This window comes from Azoarcus sp. Soil_N_20 (genome assembly GCF_057656155.1).
Map to the genome: position 1 here is coordinate 1 of NZ_JBDGKX010000032.1, position 13,969 is coordinate 13,969.

Annotated in this window: 13 protein-coding genes; 9 read left to right on the top strand and 4 right to left on the bottom strand. The window is 64.9% G+C overall.

Annotated elements, in window-relative coordinates; translation table 11 throughout:
* Nucleotides 1–167: 167 nt before the first annotated feature.
* On the bottom strand, nucleotides 168–1,517 hold the full coding sequence (locus tag AC3A35_RS27430) for a C4-dicarboxylate transporter DctA (protein ID WP_487439728.1): 1,350 nt from the start codon (nucleotides 1,515–1,517) through the stop codon (nucleotides 168–170).
* A gap of 288 nt (nucleotides 1,518–1,805) precedes the next feature.
* On the opposite strand from AC3A35_RS27430, the gene AC3A35_RS27435 reads away from it, so the two are divergent.
* Nucleotides 1,806–2,468: a GntR family transcriptional regulator gene (locus AC3A35_RS27435; RefSeq protein ID WP_487439729.1), complete on the top strand. Its 663-nt coding sequence runs from the start codon at nucleotides 1,806–1,808 to the stop codon at nucleotides 2,466–2,468.
* A 75-nt stretch (nucleotides 2,469–2,543) separates the two neighbouring features.
* On the opposite strand, the gene AC3A35_RS27440 is transcribed toward AC3A35_RS27435, so the two are convergent.
* Nucleotides 2,544–4,064, bottom strand: coding sequence for a nucleobase:cation symporter-2 family protein (locus tag AC3A35_RS27440; RefSeq protein WP_487439730.1), 1,521 nt, complete (start codon nucleotides 4,062–4,064; stop codon nucleotides 2,544–2,546).
* Nucleotides 4,065–4,532: 468 nt separating this feature from the next.
* On the opposite strand from AC3A35_RS27440, the gene AC3A35_RS27445 reads away from it, so the two are divergent.
* The 8 genes from AC3A35_RS27445 (at nucleotide 4,533) to AC3A35_RS27480 (ending at nucleotide 13,313) form a co-directional block, all read left to right on the top strand.
* A complete protein-coding gene (locus tag AC3A35_RS27445; protein ID WP_487439731.1) occupies nucleotides 4,533–5,432 on the top strand; it encodes a DMT family transporter in 900 nt (299 codons plus the stop codon).
* Nucleotides 5,433–5,752: 320 nt separating this feature from the next.
* Nucleotides 5,753–6,508, top strand: coding sequence for a GntR family transcriptional regulator (locus AC3A35_RS27450; protein ID WP_487439732.1), 756 nt, complete (start codon nucleotides 5,753–5,755; stop codon nucleotides 6,506–6,508).
* Between the two features lie 50 nt (nucleotides 6,509–6,558).
* Entirely contained in the window at nucleotides 6,559–7,290 is a 732-nt protein-coding gene (locus tag AC3A35_RS27455; protein WP_487439733.1) for an aspartate/glutamate racemase family protein, read from the top strand.
* A gap of 93 nt (nucleotides 7,291–7,383) precedes the next feature.
* A complete protein-coding gene (locus AC3A35_RS27460) occupies nucleotides 7,384–8,769 on the top strand; it encodes an NCS1 family transporter (RefSeq protein WP_487439734.1) in 1,386 nt (461 codons plus the stop codon).
* A 54-nt stretch (nucleotides 8,770–8,823) separates the two neighbouring features.
* Nucleotides 8,824–9,753, top strand: coding sequence for an allantoinase PuuE (puuE, locus tag AC3A35_RS27465; protein ID WP_487439735.1), 930 nt, complete (start codon nucleotides 8,824–8,826; stop codon nucleotides 9,751–9,753).
* A 225-nt stretch (nucleotides 9,754–9,978) separates the two neighbouring features.
* The gene (locus tag AC3A35_RS27470; RefSeq protein WP_487439736.1) at nucleotides 9,979–11,436 is read left to right on the top strand and encodes an NCS1 family nucleobase:cation symporter-1; all 1,458 of its coding nucleotides are present in this window, start codon (nucleotides 9,979–9,981) and stop codon (nucleotides 11,434–11,436) included.
* Nucleotides 11,437–11,613: 177 nt separating this feature from the next.
* A complete protein-coding gene (locus AC3A35_RS27475) occupies nucleotides 11,614–12,540 on the top strand; it encodes an ABC transporter ATP-binding protein (protein WP_487439737.1) in 927 nt (308 codons plus the stop codon).
* Between the two features lie 11 nt (nucleotides 12,541–12,551).
* Nucleotides 12,552–13,313, top strand: coding sequence for an ABC transporter permease (locus tag AC3A35_RS27480; RefSeq protein ID WP_487439738.1), 762 nt, complete (start codon nucleotides 12,552–12,554; stop codon nucleotides 13,311–13,313).
* 27 nt (nucleotides 13,314–13,340) lie between these two features.
* On the opposite strand, the gene AC3A35_RS27485 is transcribed toward AC3A35_RS27480, so the two are convergent.
* Together AC3A35_RS27485 and AC3A35_RS27490 are read right to left on the bottom strand one after the other, a co-directional pair.
* The gene (locus tag AC3A35_RS27485) at nucleotides 13,341–13,859 is read right to left on the bottom strand and encodes an ureidoglycolate lyase (protein WP_487439739.1); all 519 of its coding nucleotides are present in this window, start codon (nucleotides 13,857–13,859) and stop codon (nucleotides 13,341–13,343) included.
* A 22-nt stretch (nucleotides 13,860–13,881) separates the two neighbouring features.
* The coding region (locus AC3A35_RS27490; protein ID WP_487439740.1) for a hypothetical protein at nucleotides 13,882–13,969 on the bottom strand (88 nt) is incomplete at its 5' end.

A 13,969-nucleotide genomic window follows, 5' to 3' on the forward strand; every position in this document is an offset into this window, starting at 1 on the left:
ACCGAACGCAGGGCCCAGTCGGGCAGTTCGGCGGGCGGGGCGAAGACGGGGGCGCCGGGGGTGTGGCTGGCCATGGTGGAATTCTCCTTTGGGTTGGTCGTATCGGAAAAAGGGGGGCTTGGGCCGGTGAGCAAGCCCTGCTCACCGGTGCAGAGCGGATGAAGGCGTCAGGCGCGGGCCGGGGTTGCAATCAGGGCGGGGACATCATCGGTCGACTCGGGCAGGGCTTCGGGCTCGATCGGGGCGTTGAGATCGATCACGACCTCGCCGTTGAGCACCTTGTGCGCGAGCGCCCGGTCGATGTCCTTCTCCCACACCCCGACCACCACGGTGGCGACGCAATTGCCGATCATGTTGGTCAGCGCGCGCGCCATGCCCATGAACCAGTCCACCGACAGCACCAGCACCAGGCCGATCGCCGGGATTGCCGGCACCGCGCTCAGCGTCGCGGCCAGGATCACGATCGCCGAGCCGGGGACGCCATGCGCACCCTTGGAGGTCACCAGCGAAATGGCGAGGATGGTCAGCAGATCGACCATCGACAGCGGGGTGTTGGTGGCCTGGGCGATGAAGACGGCGGCCAGCGTCAGGTAGATCGAGAAGCCGTCGAGGTTGAACGAATAGCCGGTGGGAATGACGAGACCGACGGTGGAATCCTTGATCCCCATCCGCTCGAGCTTGCGCATCACCTGCGGCAGCACGGAGTCCGACGAGGCAGTGCCGAGGACCACGAGCAGTTCCTCCCGCAGGTAGCGCAGCAGCTTGAGGATGTTGAAGCCGGCCAGGCGCAGGATGAAGCCGAGCACGCCGAGCACGAAGATCGTGCAAGTAATATAGAACAGCGCCACCAGCATGCCGAGCTGCTTGAGCGAGCCGACCCCGTACTTGCCCACGGTGAAGGCGATCGCGCCGAGCACGCCGAGCGGGGCGAGCTTGACGATGAAGCCGATCAGCTTGAAGAACACCTGCGACAGGCTGTCGATTGCCGCGGTAACCGGGCGGCCGCGCTCGCCCAGCGCCGCAACCGCGGTGCCGAACAGGATAGCGATCAGCAGCACCTGCAGGATGTCGCCCTTGGCGAAGGCATCGATGAAGGTCGCCGGGATGACCTTCATGATGAAGTCGACGGTGCTCGTCGCCTGCGCCACGCGGTCGGTGTAGCCGGCCATCGCCGAGGCGTCGAGCGAACTCGGGTCGACGTTCATGCCCACGCCCGGCTGCAATACGTAGGCGAGCAGTACGCCCAGCGCCAGCGCGAAGGTGGTGACGATCTCGAAGTACACCAGGGCCTTGACCCCGACCCGGCCGACCTTCTTCAGGTCGCCGGTGCTGCAGATGCCGTGGACGACGACGCAGAACACCAGCGGGGCGATGATCATCTTGATCAGCTTGATGAAGCCGTCGCCCAGGGGTTTGAGCTGGGTGGCGAACTCGGGCCAGACGACACCGACGATGACGCCGAGGATCAGGGCAATGACGACCTGCCCGAACAGAGTTTTGTGGAAGCGCTTATGCATGGCTCACCTCGCGAACCGGATGGAGGGGTGGTTGCTGGATGCAACCGGACTTTTGCCTCGGCAATGACGGGAAGCGGTGACTTCCGTCCATCGTCGGCCATCCTTGTTCGAACGCGGGATGATGCGTCAAACCGGGATGCAGTGATATATGTCTGCTGAAATGTTAGTTATAACGCGACTGATATTCTAATAGAAAGTTTTTATGGCATGAGCTACGGGATGGCTCCCGGCATTTGCTCCCTGGAGGTCTCGATGTGACAATCGCGCCAACTAACCAGGGGTCTCGAAATGAACATGCCGGAAGCTGAAGGCCTGCTATTGGCGGACAAGGCCTTCATGGCATTACGGGAGCTGCTCACCGGCGGTGAATTGCGCGCAGGGCAGTTCGTGTCGATGCCGGATCTTGTGAAAACCATCGGCTTGCCGATCGCGCCGGTGCGGGAGGCGGTCAAGCGCGCGGAGTCGGCGGCGCTGGTGCGAATCCTGCCCAAACGCGGGGTGGCGATCATGGAGGCGACGCCCGATCTGGTTCGGGATTGTTTTCACCTGCGCACGATCCTGGATCAGGAGGGGGCGCGCGAGCTCGCACGAACCCGGGCCGACGGTCACCTGGCCGAACTTCGCGAACGGCACCAGCGGGTACTCGACGAAGCGCGTGCCGGCGTCACGCCGTCATTGCAACGCGAGGCGATGGCGGTCGACTGGATGATGCATACGACACTGGCCGACGCGCTCGGCAACGACAGCGTGAGGGAAATCTATTCACGGAACCGCGATCGCATCGCAGTCATGCAGCACTCGCGCCCGCTGCTGCCAGACCGGATCGTTCCGGCGATGGAGGAGCATCTTGCGATCCTGGATGCGATCGCCAGCGGTGATGAGCAGCGCGCGGCCGGCGAGGTGCGCAATCATTTTCGCCAGACCCTGCGCTGGTGGGGAATCATCGTCTGAACGTCCGGCTGTGCGCGGCGCAAGGCTGGGGCATGCAGTTGTCTCCGGAGGGTGTCATTGTCGTGTGTTGTGGACTCAGTGGGCTTCCGCGGCCTTGGCGGCTTCGATCGCGCCGGCCTGGTCTTCCTTGCCGCCGTTGAAATAGATGTTGAGCACGACCGCGGAAATCGCGGTAAGCAGGATTCCGGACTCGAGCAGCGGGTGCAGGCTGTGGGCCATGTGCTGGGTCCAGCGCGGGGCGACCAGCGGGATCATCCCGGCGCCGATCGAGATCGCGACGATGTAGAGGTTGTTGCGGTTGTTCTTGAAATCGACGTTGGCGAGGATGCGGATGCCGGTGGCCGCGACCATGCCGAACATCACCAGGCCGGCACCGCCGAGCACGAAGGTCGGCACCGATTCGACCAGTGCCGCCATCTTCGGCAGCAGGCCGAGCACGATCATGATCAGGCCCGCGGCCACGCACACCCAGCGGCTCTTGACCCCGGTGACGCCGACCAGGCCGACGTTCTGCGAGAAGCTGGTGTAGGGGAAGGTGTTGAACACGCCACCGATCACCGTGCCGAGGCCGTCGGTGCGCAGGCCGGCGGCGAGGTCCTTCTGCCCGATGCGGCGCCCGGTGATTTCCGCCAGCGCGAGGAACATGCCGGTGGACTCGATCATTACCACGATCATCACCAGGGTCATGGTCAGGATCATCACCAGGTCGAAGGTCGGCATGCCGAAGGCGAACGGGGTGACGACATCGAACCAGTGCGCGCTGGCGACCTTGTCGAAATGCATCTTGCCCATGCCGGCGGCGATGAAGCAGCCGAACACGATGCCCAGCAGGACCGCGATGTTGGCGATGAAGCCGCGGCCGTAGCGCACCAGCAGCAGGATCATCAGCAGCACGACCCCGGCCACCGCCATGTTGTCGAGCGCACCGTAGTTCGGGTTGTCGACCATCGGAATCGGGCCCGGCAGTGTCAGCGCCGGTGCGGTGGCACCCGGCGCCGCGCTGGCTGCTGCCGCGGCGGAGCCCTTGACCTGGTCGACCATCTCGACCAGGCGCGGCACGTCGACACGCTGCGCGAGAAAGGCCGGGCCGCCCATCGCCCAGCCGATGCCGACCCGCATCAGGCTGATGCCGATGATGGCGATGATGGTGCCGGTGACCACCGGCGGAAAGAAGCGCAGCAGACGGCTCATCAGCGGCGCGATCGCGATCGAGATCAGGCCGGCGCCGATGATCGCGCCGAAGATCGCGCGCGCACCCTCGGGGCCGCCCTGGACGTTGGCCATCGCCACCATCGGGCCGACCGCAGCGAAGGTCACGCCCATCATCACCGGCAGCTTGATGCCGAAGTGGCGGCCGAAGCCGAACGACTGGATCAGGGTGACCAGACCGCAGCAGAACAGGTCGGCCGAGATCAGCAGGGCCACCTGCTCCGCACTGAGGTTGAGCGCGCGGCCGATGATCAGCGGGACTGCGACGGCGCCGGCATACATCACCAGCACGTGCTGCAGGCCCAGGGTGAACAGGCGGCCGGCGGGCAGGCGCTCGTCGACCGCGTCGGGCTGCTGGGTATTGCGTTCCGCTGGATGCTCCGACATCGTGATCTCCTTTCTGTGGTTATGTTCGCTTCGCCTGTTCCGCAGATCCTTCGCCTGCGGGGGCGATCGTTCGTTGTTCTGTTGCCTGAGCGCAGCTTCGCTGCATCGCCAGCGGGATTTCGGCCACGCCGTCGGTTGGCTCATGGCCGCCGCTTCGGGTCAGGATATGGATCGAAGTCTAGGCAGTGCAGCGGCGGCGGAAACCCGCTTTCACTGATAACTGACATAAGCCGGCCCGTATTGTTGTGACGCAGCATTGTCGATAACCTTATCCGTCCGATGTCCCGCCGGGTGCTTGGGTGCCGTGTTGGCGCGCGCTACCGGGGGTGCGCACTCGGGCAGTCCGTCGCGGTGGTCCCGCCGCCTGATGGTGCTTTTGCTGATCTGCATGCCGGCTCCAACGCCGGTTTTTCTTTTGCGGAGTCCGTCGCATTTGTCCGGCGCCTTCGCCCGCACCAGAGTATTCGAATGAATTCGCAATCTTCCTCCCGTCGACCCCTGCTGGCCCTGGCGCTGATGTCCCTGATCTGGGGCTACAACTGGGTGGTCATGAAGCAGGTCATCCGTTTTGTCGACCCGTTCGATTTTTCGGCGATCCGGGCCGTGCTGGGCGCCGCATCCTTGTTTGTGGTCGTGATTGCCCTGCGACGACCACTTCGGCTCGCCGCCACCCGCCAGGTCGTCCTGCTCGGCGTGCTGCAAACCGGAGCGTTCACCGCGCTGATCCAGTGGGCGCTGGTGGCGGGCGGTGCCGGCAAGACCGCGGTGCTGGTGTACACAATGCCGTTCTGGGTGATGCCGATGGCGTGGTGGTGGCTGGGTGAGCGCATCCGCGGTCTGCAATGGGTGGCCGCAGCGGTGGCCGCTTGCGGGTTGATCCTGATTCTCGAACCCTGGTCGATGGGCGGCAGCGTTCAGAGCAATCTGCTCGCGCTCGGAGGCGGGCTCACCTGGGCCCTGTCTACGGTGGTCGCGAAACGCATGCGGCGTGACCATGACTTCGACCTGCTGGTGCTGACCGCCTGGCAAATGCTGTTCGGCGCAATTGCGCTGTGCGTGTTGGCGCTGGCCCTGCCGTCGCGGCCGATCGAGCCCACCACCTACTTCTTCGGCGCCCTGGCCTTCAATGCCGTGTTCGCCACCGCCATTGCCTGGCTGCTCTGGCTCTACGTCCTGCAGCATCTGCCTGCCGGTACCGCCGGCCTGTCTGCGCTCGGCATTCCGATGATCGGCGTGCTTGCCGGGTGGATCGAGCTCGGTGAGCGACCGGGTGGAATGGAGATCGTCGGCATGTTGCTGATCGGCGCGGCGCTGACTCTGACCAGTCTGTGGTCCTTGTGGCAGACGCGTCGGCAGTTGTCAGTCTAGTTTGTATTCAAAAAATACAGATAATCGAATACAAAAGTCGCTCATGCCTGCCTTGTCTCGTGGTTTGGCGGTGCGCAGATCGCGTCCATGATCGTGGGCTGATGGCGGCCCTCCGAGAATGCGTGCGAGTCCGTGTGTCCGCTTCCGGCATCGAAGAGCCTGGATGGGGCGCGATGCTACGAGTGCATTGTTGGCAATGCCAGGTTTGATTGATTGTTTTTATGGGTACAAAAACATATTGTTTTGTGTACAAACAGCTTCTAGACTTTCCTCAACATTGTGATTCCAGTGTGAACGGCTGTTCATGACGGAGAGGGAAAGTGGCGAAGAAACGATCATCCATCGATCTCGGTGCGCTCCAGGGCGACGAGGCAATGTCGGGCAACGGTCGTGACGAGGCAATCTATCGCAATCTCTATGCGGCGATCGTCGAGAACCACCTCGAGCCCGGTACCAAGTTGCCGGAGGACACGCTGGCCGAGGCCTTCGCCGTCAGCCGGACCAGCATCCGCAAGGTGCTGCAGCGCCTGGCCTACGAGCGCCTGGTCGACATCCGGCTGAACCGTGGCGCGACCGTGGCGCAGCCCACGGTGAAGGAGGCGCGCGACGTCTTTGCCGCCCGTCGCATCGTCGAATGCGGGGTGATCGCGCAGGTGGTGGCCAAGGCGACACCGGCCAGGCTCGACGAGCTGCGCGCCATTGTGCGCCGCGAACACGAGGCCGAGGCACGGGGCGACCGGCGCGAGGCGATCTATCTGTCGGGCGAGTTCCACGTCGCCCTCAGCCGGCTGTCCGAAAACGAGGCGATCAGCGACATCCTGGCCGGACTAGTGTCGCGGTCCTCGCTGGTGATCGCCACCTATGGCTCGCCGCTGGCCGGAAGCTGCCGCCATTCGGAACACGACGACGTGCTCGAGCTGATCGCGGCGGGCGACGTGGAGGCGGCAAAGGCGTGGATGGAGCGCCATCTGCGCGACGTCGAGCGCAGCGTGGTGCTGGTCGAGGAATCGCCGTCGGCCCCCGATCTGCGCCGGATTCTCGACGAAGTGGCCCAGCGTCATCGTCACCCGCATTGAGCAACCAGGCCACGACCGCGAACCCGATACGTGGCAGCAAGGAGAGAGACATGCACATCAGACTCATCAACCCCAACACCACGGCCGGCATGACCGCCACGATCGGCGAGGCGGCAGTGCGCGTTGCCGCGCCCGGTACCCGGATCTCGGCCACCAATCCGGCGGCGGGGCCGGTCTCGATCGAGAGCCATTTCGACGAGGCGATCAGCGCCGTCGGCGTGCTCGACGAAATTCGCCGTGGCGAGTCGGACGATGCTGACGCCTACATCATTGCCTGCTTCGGCGATCCGGGGCTGCTCGCCGCGCGCGAGATCACCCGAGCCCCGGTGATCGGCATTGCCGAGGCCGCGTTTCACCTCGCCACCCTGATCAGCACCCGCTTCTCGGTCGTCACCACGCTGGGGCGGACCTGCATCATCGCCGAGCACCTGCTGCAGAGCTACGGCTTTGCCCACCACTGCCGCCGCGTGCGGGCGGCCGAGATCCCGGTGCTCGACCTCGAGGACGACGGCGCCCGTGCACTCGATCGCATCGTCGACGAGTGCCGCCGCGCGCGCGACGAGGACGGCATCGGCGCGATCGTGCTCGGCTGCGGCGGCATGGCCGACCTTACCGACCGGATCCGCGATGCGGTCGGGCTGCCGATCGTCGAGGGCGTGACGGCAGCGGTGAAGCTCGCCGAATCGCTGGTCGGCCTGGGGCTGGGGACGAGCAAGCATGGCGATCTGGCCTTCCCGCGCCCGAAGCGTTTCCGCGGGCACTACGAGTATCTGAGCGCATGACTCGATAAATCAGCCCCCGCAAAAGAGGGGCGGCCTTGGCATGACCCTGTGCGGCCCACGGACCGCATACCCCGACAAAGAAGGAGACACAGCATGACAAGCAATACGGAAACGGTCCGCATCCCCGGCCTCGCGGCCGGCGCGGACCACACGGAGGTCGCGCCCCATGGCAAGGGCATCGGCGAGGAGTCATTGGCGCCGCAGCAGACGCGGATCATGGGCAAATGGTCCTACCTGCTGGCGTGGTTCGGCGGCTGCGTGTCGATCGGCACCTTCGCCATGGGGTCGAGCATCGTCGGCACGCTGAACCTGCTGCAGGCGACGGTGGCGATCGCGGTCGGCTGCTTCGTGATCGGCATCGCGCTCGCGCTCAACGGCGCCGCGGGCTACAAGTACGGGATTCCGTTCGTGGTCCAGGCGCGTTCGGCCTTCGGCTTTGCCGGGACCAAATTCCCCGGCCTGGTGCGGGCCGTGCCGGCGATCGTGTGGTACGGCTTTCAGAGCTGGGTGGGGGCAGGGGCGCTCAATGCGGTGTCGGCCTCGCTGTTCGGCTTCGACAACCTGGTGTTCTGGTTCATCGTGTTCCAGTTCCTGCAGATCGGCCTGTCGGTGCTCGGCTTCCAGGGCATCAAGTGGCTGGAGAACATCGGCAGCGGCTTCATCCTGGTGTCGCTGACCTACATGTTCTTCAGCGTGATCGACAAGTACGGCGACGTCATCACCGAACGCCTGGTGAACATCGAAGGCACCTGGGGCCTGCCGTTCTGGGGCGCGACCATGCTCTTCCTCGGCATCTACAGCACGATGATGCTCAACGTCAGCGACTATGCACGCGAGCTGGAGAAGGGGGTGCGGCGCGCGCCGCTGACCACGATCTATGCGATGTCCATCCTGCCGTGCACCTTGTTCATGGGCCTGATCGGCCTGATGGTGTCGGGTGCGACCGGCGTGGCCGATCCGATCCAGGTGTTCTCGAGCGCGGTGGACAACAAGCCGCTGCTGATCGCCACCCTGTTGTTCATCACCTTCGCCCAGGTCACCACCAATGTGCTGAACAACGTGGTGCCGCCGACCTATGTGCTGATGGATGTGTTCAAGCTGTCGTTCCGCACCTCTGCGATCATCGTCGGCCTGCTCGCCTTCGGCACCTTCCCGTGGGAACTGGTCAAGGACGAATCGGCCGCCGGCCTGCAGGTGTTCGTGCAGACCTACTCGGCCTTCCTCGGCCCGATCTTTGCGGTGCTGGTGGTGGATTACTACCTCATCCGCCGCCGGACGCTGAACCTGGACAAGCTCTACGACGAGAACGGCCCCTACCGCGGGGTGAACTATGCCGGCATCGTCGCCTCGCTGATCGGCGCCGGGGTGGCACTCAGTTTCGCGTCGGTGTCGTGGTACGCCAGCTTGCTGCCGGCGGGCCTGAGCTACTGGCTGCTGATGAATCACTGGGGCGTGTGCAAGCGCTTCCGCGACAACTGATCCGTTGAACCGGCGCCGGTTGCCGAGGCAACCGGTATCCGAGGAGAACCCGACATGAAACCCGATCCCGCTTACCCCCGTGACCTGGTGGGCTACGGCCGCAACCCGCCGCACGCCAACTGGCCGGGCCGCGCCCGCGTCGCGGTGCAGTTCGTGCTCAACTACGAGGAAGGCGGCGAGAACTGCGTGCTGCACGGCGACCCCGGCAGCGAGCAGTTCCTGTCCGAACTTTTCAACGCCGCGAGCTACCCCGAGCGCCATCTGTCGATGGAAGGCATCTACGAATACGGCTCAAGGGTCGGCGTATGGCGCTTCCTGCGCGAGTTCGAGCGCCGCGGCCTGCCGCTGACCGTCTTCGGCGTGTCGATGGCGCTCGAACGCCACCCCGAGCTCACCGCCGCGTTCCGCGAACTCGGCCACGAGATCGCCTGCCACGGCTGGCGCTGGATCCACTACCAGCACACGGCCGAGGAGATCGAGCGCGAGCACATGAAGATCGGCATGGAGATCATCGAGCGCCTGACCGGCGAGCGCGCGCTGGGCTGGTACACGGGGCGCGATTCGCCCAACACCCGGCGCCTGGTCGCGGACTACGGCGGCTTCCTGTACGACTCGGACTACTACGGTGACGACCTGCCGTTGTGGACCACGGTGAAAAAGACCGATGGCGAGACCGTGCCCCACCTGATCGTGCCCTATACCCTCGATACCAACGACATGCGCTTCGCGCTGCCGCAGGGCTTCTCGCACGGCGACGAGTTCTTCGAGTATCTGAAGGACGCCTTCGACGTGATGTACGCCGAGGGCGAGGAGCGTCCGGCGATGATGTCGATCGGCATGCACTGCCGGCTCCTCGGCCGTCCGGGGCGCTTCAAGGCGCTGCAGCGCTTCCTCGATCACATCGAGAAGCACGACCGGGTGTGGGTGTGCCGCCGGGTCGATGTGGCCCGTCACTGGATCGAACACCATCCCTACAAGGGCTGAACCGCGGTTGCGGGTCACCGGGCTGCCCACGAGGCGGTTCCGGTGGCGCTCGCCCGCACGCTGCCAATCCCCGCATTGCACAGGAATGGCGGCAGCGATCAAGTAGGTAGATTGCATTTTGTGCTGCATCGCAGCAACAACTTGCCTATAACGACAACAGCGCCGGACTTACCGCCGGGCGCACCCTTCCGCAACCCCAATGGCCTACCGGCCCGGGAGACAACGATGGAAAAGATCGACCTCAGCATCAAGAACATCGACCCCACGCTCTACAATCACGACCTCGCTCCACTGGCGCACGAGAAGCGGACCTGGGGCTGGTTCGAGATCTTCAACGTGTGGTCCAACGACATCCAGAGCCTGTTCGGCTACACCCTCGCGGCCACGCTGTTCATCTCCTACGGGCTGAGTGGCTGGGCGGTGTTCGCCGGCATCATTCTCGCCGGCTTCATCATCATGTTCCTGGTGAATCTCACCGGAAAGCCCAGCGTCAAGTACGGCGTGCCCTATCCGGTGATGGCGCGCGCCAGCATGGGGGTGCGCGGGGCCAACTTCCCGGCGATGGTCCGCGGTATCGTCGCCATCTTCTGGTACGGGGTGCAGACCTACTTCGCATCCACCGCGGTGGCCTTGCTGCTCAATGCATTGCTCGGGTCACCCGGCGGCGAGAAGTTTCTCGGCATGGACATGGTGGGCTGGCTCTCCTATGTGCTGGTCTGCGTGTTCCAGGTGGCGCTGTTCCTGCGCGGCATCGACTGGATCACCAAGTTTCTCAACTGGGCCGGGCCGCTGGTCTATGTGGTGATGATCGGCCTGCTCGGAGTGATCTGGTACAAGGCGGGTGGCGGATTGGTGAATGAACTCGGCAGTATCTTCGCCGGCCGCGGCGAGCATCCGGGTGGTGCCATCGGCGGCTTTGTCGCGGTGGTCGGTACCATGGTGGCCTACTTCGCTGCGGTCGTGATCAACTACGGCGACTTCTCGCGTTTCGTCCGCAGCGAAAAGCAGATGATGCTCGGCAATTTTCTCGGTCTGCCGGTCAGTCTGGCGCTGTTCTCCTTCCTGGCGCTGTTCATCACCGCCGGCTCCGCGGTGCTGTTCGGCGAAGTGCTGACCAACCCGGCGGACATGATCGCCAAGGTGGACAATCTGGGCCTGACGGTGATCGCGGCGCTGACCTTCTTTGCGGCGACAGTGGGCATCAACCTGGTGGCGAACTTCATCCCGCCGGCGTTCGATCTGGCCAACCTCGCACCGGCAAAGATCAGCGCCCGCACCGGCGGCATGATCACCGCGGGCATCGCGTTCTTCATCGGCGCGCTGTGGGTGTCGGTCATCAGCAATATCGGCATCGCCGCCTTCGTCGATACGCTGGGCGCCTTGCTCGCACCACTGTACGGCATCATGGTCGCCGACTACTACCTGGTGCGCCGGCAGCGTCTGGTACTGCAGGATCTGTTCTCGGCCGAACCGGGCTCGACCTATTACTACGACAATGGCTGGAACCGGCGGGCGATGATTGCCTTCGTCGTGTCGGCAGTGTTCTCGGTATCGACCGTGTGGGTGCCGGCGCTGGCGAACCTGTCGGGCTATGGCTGGTTGATCGGTGCGATGCTGGGTGGTGTGTTGCACTACGCCGTGATGCATAGCCGGGTCGCGCCGGCCCCGCAGCACGCGGTGTAATCGCTCACCGACCGGGGGAACGGGAAGGGGCCCGCTGGGCGGGCCCCTTTTCGTACCGGGCCGTGTGCAGACGGCGGCGAGGCGGGTCGGTGGCGGGTTCGGCGCCGATGGGCCCGGGACCGGCGGGGGCGCTACCGAAGCATCGGGCGGCCGCGCGGATCTGCTATCGTGCCGTCCATGCAAGCGATCATCTCCGTTTCCAGACTCAGCAAGACCTACGCATCCGGCTTCGAAGCGCTCAAGCGGATCGACCTCGACATCCGCCGTGGCGAGATCTTCGCCCTGCTCGGGCCCAATGGCGCCGGCAAGACCACGCTGATCAGCATCATATGCGGCATCGTCAATCCAGGCGACGGGCAGGTGCGGGTGGGCGGGCACGACATCGTCGCCGACTACCGCGCGGCGCGGGCAATGATCGGACTGGTGCCGCAGGAACTCACCACCGATGCCTTCGAAACCGTGTGGGGCACGGTGTCCTTCAGCCGCGGCCTGTTCGGCAAGCCGGCCAACCCGGCTTACATCGAGAAGCTGCTGAAGGATCTGTCGCTGTGGGACAAGAAGGACAACAAGCTGCTGACCCTGTCGGGCGGCATGAAGCGCCGGGTGCTGATCGCCAAGGCGCTGTCGCACGAGCCGCAGATCCTGTTCCTGGACGAACCGACCGCCGGCGTCGACGTCGAGTTGCGGCGCGACATGTGGCAGCTGGTGCGGGCGCTGCGCGACACCGGCGTGACCGTGATCCTGACCACGCACTACATCGAGGAAGCCGAGGAGATGGCCGACCGCATCGGCGTGATCCGCAAGGGCGAGCTCATCCTGGTCGAGGACAAGGCGGAGCTGATGCGCAAGCTCGGTGGCAAGCAGCTGACCCTGCAACTGCAGGCGCCGCTGGCGGCGATTCCACCCGCGCTCACCGGCTACCCGCTGGCGCTGTCCGGAGACGGCAGCGCGCTGACCTATGTGTACGACGCTGACGGCGACGAGAGCGCGATCGTCGGCCTGCTGCAGGACCTCGCCGATGCCGGCATCGCCTTCGCCGATCTGCATACCACGCAGCGCTCGCTGGAAGACATCTTCGTCGGCCTCGTCGCCGACCACCGCTGAGGAGATCCCGGATGAACCTGTACGCCGTGCGTGCCATTTACCTGTTCGAGATGGCGCGCACCCGACGCACGCTGCTGCAGAGCATTCTTGCGCCGGTGATCTCGACCTCGCTGTATTTCGTCGTGTTCGGTTCGGCGATCGGGTCGCGCATCCCGGAGATCGAGGGTGTCAGTTACGGGGCCTTCATCGTGCCGGGGCTGATCATGCTGACGCTGCTGACGCAGAGCGTGTCGAACGCTTCGTTCGCGATCTTCTTCCCCAAGTTCTCGCGCACGATCTACGAGCTGCTGTCGGCGCCGGTGTCGCACTTCGAGATCGTGCTGAGCTATGTCGGTGCGGCGGCGACCAAATCCATCCTGCTCAGTCTCATCATCCTTGCCACCGCGGGCCTGTTCGTGCCGTTGCGGATCGACCATCCGCTGTGGATGCTGACCTTCCTGCTGCTGACCGCGTTCACCTTCAGCCTGTTCGGCTTCATCATCGGCATCTGGGCCGACAACTTCGAGAAGCTGCAGCTGGTGCCGCTGCTGATCATCACCCCGCTGACCTTCCTCGGCGGCAGCTTCTATTCGATCAACATGCTGCCGCCGTTCTGGAGGACGGTGACCCTGTTCAACCCGGTGGTCTACCTGGTGAGCGGCTTTCGCTGGAGCTTCTACGGCAGTGCCGACGTCGCCATCGGCGTCAGCCTGGCGATGACACTGATGTTTCTCGCGCTTTTTCTCGTCATCGTGGCGTGGATGTTCAGGACCGGCTATCGGCTCAAGTCCTGAGCGGTCGACCGGGAGCGGGGGGAAGGATCAAGTTTGTTCGAGGCACGGGATGATCCCCGCGGTGTCCAGCCCGACCTCGTCGCAGTTGTGCCCGGGGCCGGCGCGATCGACGACGAGAAAATCGCATACGGCATCGAGCGCTAGCAGCGGGTGGTGCCAGACGCCGGTGGCGTAGTTCACCCCCTGGTCGGCGCCGGCGAGGAAGACGCGCAGATCCTCTACTGCGGGCGGCGCCCCTGCCGGGGCGACCACCACCAGGTAGGGGCGGCCCGACAGCGGGATGAAGGCCTGGGAGGCGAGCGGATGACGCTCCATCATCTCGACCCGGAACGGCAGCGCCCGCGGCTGGCCGCGGAAGATCGACACGATCACCCGGCCGTCGGGCCCGGGCTCGATCCGGGCCAGATCGTGGTAGCGCTCGGTGTTGCCGGCGTTGATGGTGAAGTGCTTGGCCGCGTCGCTGGCCTCGATGAGCTCGCCGAAGGGGGCGAAGGCCTCGCGGGTCAGGGGTTCGACGGCGAGCAGGCGCTCTGCGCGGGTGATCATGTCCATGAGTGCTCCTTGTCGCTTAGCGCTTGTCGACCCGGCCCCACAGGCGCAGGCGTGAGACGCCGCCGTCGGGGAAGATGTTGAACCGCACGTGGGTGACCGGACCG

Bases quoted from the DNA above. Each gene is read 5' to 3' on its own strand.
- AC3A35_RS27430 (WP_487439728.1), bottom strand. From the start codon at position 1,517: ATGCATAAGCGCTTCCACAAAACTCTGTTCGGGCAGGTCGTCATTGCC.
- AC3A35_RS27435 (WP_487439729.1), top strand. From the start codon at position 1,806: ATGAACATGCCGGAAGCTGAAGGCCTGCTATTGGCGGACAAGGCCTTC.
- AC3A35_RS27440 (WP_487439730.1), bottom strand. From the start codon at position 4,064: ATGTCGGAGCATCCAGCGGAACGCAATACCCAGCAGCCCGACGCGGTC.
- AC3A35_RS27445 (WP_487439731.1), top strand. From the start codon at position 4,533: ATGAATTCGCAATCTTCCTCCCGTCGACCCCTGCTGGCCCTGGCGCTG.
- AC3A35_RS27455 (WP_487439733.1), top strand. From the start codon at position 6,559: ATGCACATCAGACTCATCAACCCCAACACCACGGCCGGCATGACCGCC.
- AC3A35_RS27460 (WP_487439734.1), top strand. From the start codon at position 7,384: ATGACAAGCAATACGGAAACGGTCCGCATCCCCGGCCTCGCGGCCGGC.
- puuE (WP_487439735.1), top strand. From the start codon at position 8,824: ATGAAACCCGATCCCGCTTACCCCCGTGACCTGGTGGGCTACGGCCGC.
- AC3A35_RS27470 (WP_487439736.1), top strand. From the start codon at position 9,979: ATGGAAAAGATCGACCTCAGCATCAAGAACATCGACCCCACGCTCTAC.
- AC3A35_RS27475 (WP_487439737.1), top strand. From the start codon at position 11,614: ATGCAAGCGATCATCTCCGTTTCCAGACTCAGCAAGACCTACGCATCC.
- AC3A35_RS27480 (WP_487439738.1), top strand. From the start codon at position 12,552: ATGAACCTGTACGCCGTGCGTGCCATTTACCTGTTCGAGATGGCGCGC.
- AC3A35_RS27485 (WP_487439739.1), bottom strand. From the start codon at position 13,859: ATGATCACCCGCGCAGAGCGCCTGCTCGCCGTCGAACCCCTGACCCGC.